This is a genomic window from Frankia sp. CeRuru1 (genome assembly GCF_977966315.1).
In genome coordinates, this window is the sequence record NZ_CDWWEW010000296.1 from 1 (window position 1) to 6,502 (window position 6,502).

At 71.1% G+C, this 6,502-nt stretch carries 5 protein-coding genes; 4 read left to right on the top strand and 1 reads right to left on the bottom strand.

Going from position 1 to position 6,502, the window contains the following annotated elements; genetic code table 11:
• Window positions 1-129 precede the first annotated feature (129 nt).
• Complete coding sequence (locus tag AC08OP_RS18355) at window positions 130-663, bottom strand: hypothetical protein (RefSeq protein WP_476615321.1); 534 nt, start codon at window positions 661-663, stop codon at window positions 130-132.
• A 424-nt stretch (window positions 664-1,087) separates the two neighbouring features.
• Between AC08OP_RS18355 and AC08OP_RS18360 the strand changes: the two genes are divergently transcribed.
• From AC08OP_RS18360 to AC08OP_RS18375, 4 genes are all read left to right on the top strand, one after another.
• On the top strand, window positions 1,088-2,749 hold the full coding sequence (locus AC08OP_RS18360; protein ID WP_476615322.1) for an ABC transporter substrate-binding protein: 1,662 nt from the start codon (window positions 1,088-1,090) through the stop codon (window positions 2,747-2,749).
• Between the two features lie 6 nt (window positions 2,750-2,755).
• A complete protein-coding gene (locus AC08OP_RS18365; protein WP_476615323.1) occupies window positions 2,756-3,709 on the top strand; it encodes an ABC transporter permease in 954 nt (317 codons plus the stop codon).
• The gene (locus AC08OP_RS18370) at window positions 3,706-4,557 is read left to right on the top strand and encodes an ABC transporter permease (protein ID WP_476615324.1); all 852 of its coding nucleotides are present in this window, start codon (window positions 3,706-3,708) and stop codon (window positions 4,555-4,557) included. Before AC08OP_RS18365 ends, AC08OP_RS18370 begins: the two co-directional genes overlap by 4 nt.
• The coding region (locus AC08OP_RS18375) for an oligopeptide/dipeptide ABC transporter ATP-binding protein (RefSeq protein ID WP_476615325.1) at window positions 4,554-6,502 on the top strand (1,949 nt) is incomplete at its 3' end. The genes AC08OP_RS18370 and AC08OP_RS18375, both read left to right, overlap by 4 nt.

Sequence of the window (6,502 nt, forward strand, 5' to 3'; positions counted from 1 at the left end):
ACGGGCGGGTTCGAGGGTATCCTGGGAACGGTCGGTGATATCGGTCCGCCGGAAACCGTTGGCCGAGTGGAGCGGATCCGCCCACCTCGCGGGCAGGCCGGTGGACCGCTCACAGGACGCTGAACCGGGTCAGACCTGTGGAGCGGGCTGCTGGAATGGCCGTGCCCTGGTGGTCGCCTCCCACCTCCAAGAAGTGCGTCGAGGGCGGCCGTCGAGCTCACTCCGGCCGGTGCACCACAGCAGCACCTGAGCCGGATCTCCGTCCGGTGCATCGGGGAACAGACGGCGAAGCACCCGTATGCCCAGGGGTGCTGGAAACCGCCAGGGGACCGTCAGCCCCGCGGCGATGTCCCAGGTATGGAGGAGGATTTCGGTGACGCCCATCGCCGCGAAGCCTTCGGGATCGCATGGCCCCCAATGCCAGGCCTGCGTTGCGGGGTCGGCGGTGGCCAGCGCGCTGCTGAGCAGTCCACCGCACGCGGTGATGACCTGGAGCACCTCGCGCGGTGGCGTGTCCGGGGGAACGGTCAGATCGAAGGGCAGGCAGGCGTGGGTGGGCCGGGCCGCTAGCTGTCCGGAGTAAGCCAGCAGATCGTGAGCAACGTGGGCAGCTGTCGTCCAGTAGCTCCATTCCAGATGGCATACGGAACGTATATCGCTCATGTACTCAAGGTTGTATGGGTGCGTGTCATTGCGCTGTGCCCGACCCTCGGCTATGGTCAGAGTGTGATGTTGAAGTGGGCATTTGTTGCCCGGAGGTATCTCGACCTCCGCCGCGTCGCAAGCTCCCTGTGTTGTCGCTGACGGGGAGAACGAGCTGGCCGCACGTCGCGTGGATTTAGCGGTCAACATTGTTCCCGAAAATTTCCTCCAGATTTTGACGGTCCTTCTCCCGGATAATTGCCGGGGTCGGGTGTCGGCTCCGATCGCCGATTTTCTGGACGGGCACGTGTCGTTTGGGTGATCGGGCGCTGACCCACACTTCACACTTCCACGTCGCGACCATCGCGGTGCGACGCCCGTCCTCCTCTTCCTCTTCCTCCTCCTCGTTCGTCCTCCTCGTTCATCACGCAAAGGATCCATATCCATGTCGTCATTTCCGACTTCCCCGATCGACATCGACGGGAATCGGACGTCCTCCGCCGCCGAGCATCCCGTGCGCGCCCTGCTCACCCGCCGTGGCCTGCTGGGCGGTGTCGGTGCGGGCGGCATCGCCGCGTTCCTCGCGGCCTGCGGCAGCTCCGGATCCAGCGCGGACACGGGCGCGGCCGGCGCGTCGGGCGCCGCGGGAGGCCGGCGCGGCGGCCTGATCACCCTGGGGGCTCCGACGCCGCCCACCGCGCTGGACCCGGTGACCATGTACGACGGCACCGCGATCGCGCTGGTCCAGCTCGTCGCCGAGTACCTGATCTGGCTCGATCCGGACTTCCAACTCCGCCCTCAGCTCGCGACCGGGTGGACGTCGTCCGACGCGGGACGCACCTGGTCGTTCACGTTGCGCAAGGGCGTGCTCTTCTCCGACGGCACCCCGCTGGACGCGCCGACCGTGAAGGCGTCGTTCGACCGGCTGCTGGACCCGGCGAACAAGTCCGCCGCCCTGTCCGCCTTCGCGTCGGTCCTCAAGGCCAGCGGCGTGGCGGTGTCGGGGGCGGATACGGTGGTTTTCCACCTCGAACGGCCGTTCTCCGACTTCCCCTACCTGGTGTCCGCGGGCAACTACAACGCGGTCGTGCTCAAGAGCGACTACAAGGTCGGCACGTTCGCCACGAAGGCGATCGGCACCGGGCCGTTCCTGCTCGACTCCTACGACGTCGGCAGGGGAGCCTCGCTGCGCCGCAACCCGAAGTACCGGGACGCCGGCAAGCCCTACCTCGACGGCGTCAAGGTGACCTTCCACAAGGACGCCCAGGCCGACCTGCTGGCATTGCAGAGCGGCGCCATCGACGCGCAGATCCTGTCCGAGGCCGACCTCGTCGTCCCGATCGCCGGAAGCAACTCCATCGCCGTCGACAAGGTCAGCGGTACCAGCCTGACCGTGCTCACCCTGCGCGTCGACAAGCCACCGTTCACGAAGAAGGAGGTCCGGCAGGCCATCGCCTACGCGTTGGACCGGCCGGGTGTCCTCGCCTCCGTCTACAACGGGGTCGGCGTCCTCGGCAACGACCACCTTCTCGCGCCCGCGTTCGCGGCCGCCCCGAAGGACCTCGCGCAACGCGCGAAGGACGCGGCGAAGGCCCGGTCGCTGCTGTCCGCCGCGGGGGTCGAGAACCTGCGGTTCACTCTCAGTTTCGGTGCCCCGAACAAGGCCTACGCGCTGGTCATCCAGGACCAGCTCAAGCAGGTGGGGATCACGGTCGATCTCGACCAGCAGACCTCCGACGCGTTCTACGGCGGCAACCAGGAGACCGACACCCCCTGGCTGTTCACCACCGCGAACCTCGTCGGCTGGGTGGGCCGCCCGACGCCAAGCCAGTTCATCATCCCGATGGTGAAGAGCCACGCGGTCTGGAACGGTTCGAAGTACGCCAACCCCGCCCTGGACGCCGCGGCCGACGCCTACGACGCCGCGACCGACCCCGCCGAGCGGAAGAAGCAGGCCGAGATCATCGCGCGGGCCCTTCACGAGGACGTGCCGGTCATCATCACCGTGTGGTCCGGGGCCGTCCGGGCCTACCGGTCCGACCGGGTCAGAGGGCTACGCGCCCACCCGTCGGCCTTCCTCGACCTGACAACCGTGAGCCGGGCCTGATCCGGCATGGTGCGTTTCCTGGCCCGGCGGCTGGCGACGATCCCCGTCACCATGCTGGCGGTCAGCTTCCTGGTGTTCATCGCCACCGAACTGATCCCCGGCGACGTGGCGCGCGTCGTGCTGGGCCGGGAGGCCAGCCAGGCGTCGGTGGACGCGCTGCGCCACCAGTTGCGTCTCGACGAGCCGCTGGTGCCCCGCTACCTGCACTGGCTGGGTGGGTTCGCCACCGGTGACTGGGGGCGCTCCTACACGCTCGGAGTCGACGTCCGCCCGCTGGTGATCGAGCGTCTGCTCGACAGCGCGACGCTTGCCCTGCTCGCCTTCGTCCTGCTGGTCCCTGTCGCGCTGGCGCTCGGCCTTGCGGCGGGATTGCGCGAGGGGCGGCTGACCGACCGGATCCTCAGCGTCACAGGCCTGAGCCTCGGTGCCGTTCCCGAGTTCGTCACCGGCGTCGTGTTGCTGGTGCTCTTCAGCGTGAAGCTGCACTGGCTGCCCTCGTCGGCGCAGGCACCGCCGGGGGCCGGTCCGCTGACCTTGATCCGGCATCTGCTGCTGCCCGCGGTCTGCCTGGTCCTGCTGTGCACCGGCTATGTCGCCAGGCACGTGCGGGCGAGCACGGTCGCGGTCCTCGCCAGCCCGTTCATCCGGGCAATGCGGGTGCGTGGCATGTCCGAGGCGCAGCTCGTGCGCGGGCACGTGCTGCGCAACTCGCTGGTGCCGGCGACGAGCGCGCTCGCCGTGCAGTTGCAGTTCCTGCTCGCGGGACTGGTGACCGTCGAGCTGCTGTTCGGCTACCAGGGCATCGGCGACCTGCTGCTGTCGTCGGCGACCAGCAAGGACGTGCCGACCCTGCAGGCCGGCGCGATCGTGCTCGGCGCGGTGGGGATGGGCATCTACGTCGTCGCAGACCTGGTGTACGCGCTGCTCGATCCGCGCGTACGGGTGGGGAGGGCGCGGTGAACGACACCGCGGTGGATTCCGCGGCGAGCGTCACGGTCGGCTCCCGGGCTGGCTTCCGGGCTGGCTTCGTGGTCGGCGCGTTCCTGCTGGTCGGCTGGGTCGTCGTCGCGGTGTTCTGGCCGCAGCTGGCGCCGGCGGATCCGATGGCCCAGCATCCGTCCCAGCGGATGCTGGGGCCGGGCGGCGGGCACCTGTTCGGCACCGACCAGTTCGGCCGGGACGTGCTGTCGCGGGTGATGGCAGGAGCCCGCCCGGTGCTCGAGGTCGCTCCGCTGGCGACCGCGCTCGGGGTGGCGGTCGGAAGCCTGCTCGGGCTTGTGTGCGGCGCGCGGCGCGGCCTGTTCGACGAGATCGTGATGCGGGTCGTCGATGTGCTCGCTGTCTTCCCGAATCTGGTCGCGGCCGTGGTGGTGGTGGCACTTGTGGGCCGCTCGACGACCACCCTCGTCCTGGTCATCGGAACGTTCTTCGTCCCGATCGTGACCCGCAGCGTGCGGGCGGCCGTGCTGGTCGAGCGGGAGAAGCCCTATGTCGAGGCCGCCCGGCTGCGTGGCGAGCCGTTCTGGTCGCTGCTGTGGCGGGAGGTGCTGCCCAACGTGACCGGAACCGTGCTGGTCGAGGCGACGTCGAGGCTGGGCGACGCGGTCTTCGCCGCCTCGACCCTGTCCTTTCTCGGACTCGGCCAGCCACCGGGATCCCCGGAGTGGGGGGCCTCCGTGGCCGACAACCGGGTCTTCCTCCAGCAGGGCTGGTGGACGGTGCTGTTCCCGGCGCTCGCCGTCGGAAGTCTCGTCATTGGTGTCGCGCTGATCGCCGACAACCTGCGGGAACAGGCCGCGCGGCGATGAGCGACGCGGTGGTGGGCGACGCGGTGGTGGGCGACGCGGTGGTGGGCGACGCGGTGGTGGGCGACGCGGTGGTGGGCGACGCGGTGGTGGGCGACGCGGTGGTGGGCGACGCGGTGGTGGGCGAGGCCGTGGCCGCCGGGGGGCTTGTCGTCGAAGGACTGACGGTGAGCTACCCGTCGTCCGGCGGACCGGCCGTCGCCGTCGAGGGCGTCAGCCTGCGGGTCCGACCCGGTGAGACCTACGGCCTGGTCGGAGAGTCGGGGTGCGGCAAGAGCACGCTGGCTGCGGCGCTCGCGGGCGTGCTGCCCGGCGGGGGTGCCATCGACGCCGGCCGCATCGTGCTCGACGGGGTCGACGTGCGGGCCCTGTCCGCCCGGGAGCGCCGGCGGTGGCGGGCCGACGCCTTCGCCATGGTCCACCAGGGCACGAGCAGCAGCCTGGACCCCACCGTGCGGGTCGGCGCGCAGGTGGCGGAGGCCTGCCGGCTGGGGGGGCTGTCCCGGGCCGAGGCCCGGGCGCGGGCCGTCGAGCTGCTCGGCGCGGTGCGGCTGCCCGAGCCCGCGACGATCGCGCGACGCTGGCCGCACGAACTCTCCGGGGGCCAGCAGCAGCGGGTCGGCATCGCCGCGGCCCTCGCCGGCAGCCCCCGCCTGCTCGTCCTCGACGAGCCGACCACCGGCCTTGACGCCGCCGTCGAGCGGGAGGTCCTCGACCTGATCCAGGCGCTGCGGCGCCGGATCGACGCCGCCGTCATGCTCGTCAGCCATGATCTTGAACTGGTGGCGCGTACCTGTGACCGGGTGGGCGTACTGTACGCGGGCCGCCTGGTCGAACAGGGCACGGCGGCCGACCTGCTCACCGCGCCTGGCCACCCCTACACCGCCGCCCTCGTCGCCGCCGTCCCGCGGGTGGGGGTGAGCAGGCGGGAACGCAGGATGCCGGCGGTGCCCGGGCAGCCGCCGTCGCCGACCGACCGGCCGGTGGGCTGCATCTTCGTCGACCGGTGTGCGCTCGCCGACGAGGTGTGCCGTGCGTCCGAGCCGCCGCTTGCCCCCGTCGCCGACTCCCCGGACGGACCCGGCGGGCATGACGGACCCGGCGGACACGATGGACCCGGCGGACACGATGGACCCGGCGGACACGATGGGCACGACGGGCACACGGTGCGCTGCCATCACGGCGACCGCGTCGGACTGCTGCGCCGTCCCGAACAGGTCGTCGGCGTGGCCCCGCGGGAGGCCCGGCCGGGACTGCTGACCGTGCGGGGGCTGTCCCGCAGCTATGGCCGGACACCCGTGCTCACCGGTATCGACCTCGACATCGGCCACGGGGAGGTACTCGGCCTTGTCGGGGAGTCCGGCAGCGGGAAGACGACCCTTGCCCGGGCCGTGGTGGGGCTGGGCCCGGACGGACCCGGCGAGATCCGGCTCGCTGGCCGGCCGCTGCCGGCATCGCTGTTCCGCCGCCGCGCGGACAACCGCCGACGTGTGCAGATGGTCTTCCAGGACCCCGATACCACCCTCAATCCCCGGCACACCGTCGCCACGGTGCTGCGCCGGGCACTGGTGACCCTGCGCGGCGAGGGCACGGTCGCCGACCTTGCCGGGCGCGTCGAGCTCGGCTCCCGGCTGCTGCCGGTGATGACGCCGAGGCTGTCGGGCGGTCAGAAGCAACGCGTCGCGATCGGCCGGGCCCTCGCGGGCGATCCCAAGCTGATCGTCTGCGACGAGCCGGTGTCCGCGCTTGACGTCAGCGTCCAGGCCGCGGTGCTCGAGCTGCTCGCCACCACCCGGGACGCCGACGGCGTGTCCTACCTGTTCGTCTCGCACGACCTGGCCGTCGTCGGCTACCTCGCCGACCGGGTCGCCGTCCTGCATTGGGGCCGGATCGTGGAGGTCGGCCCGGCCGCCGCGGTACTGGCCGGACCGCATCATCCCTACACCCA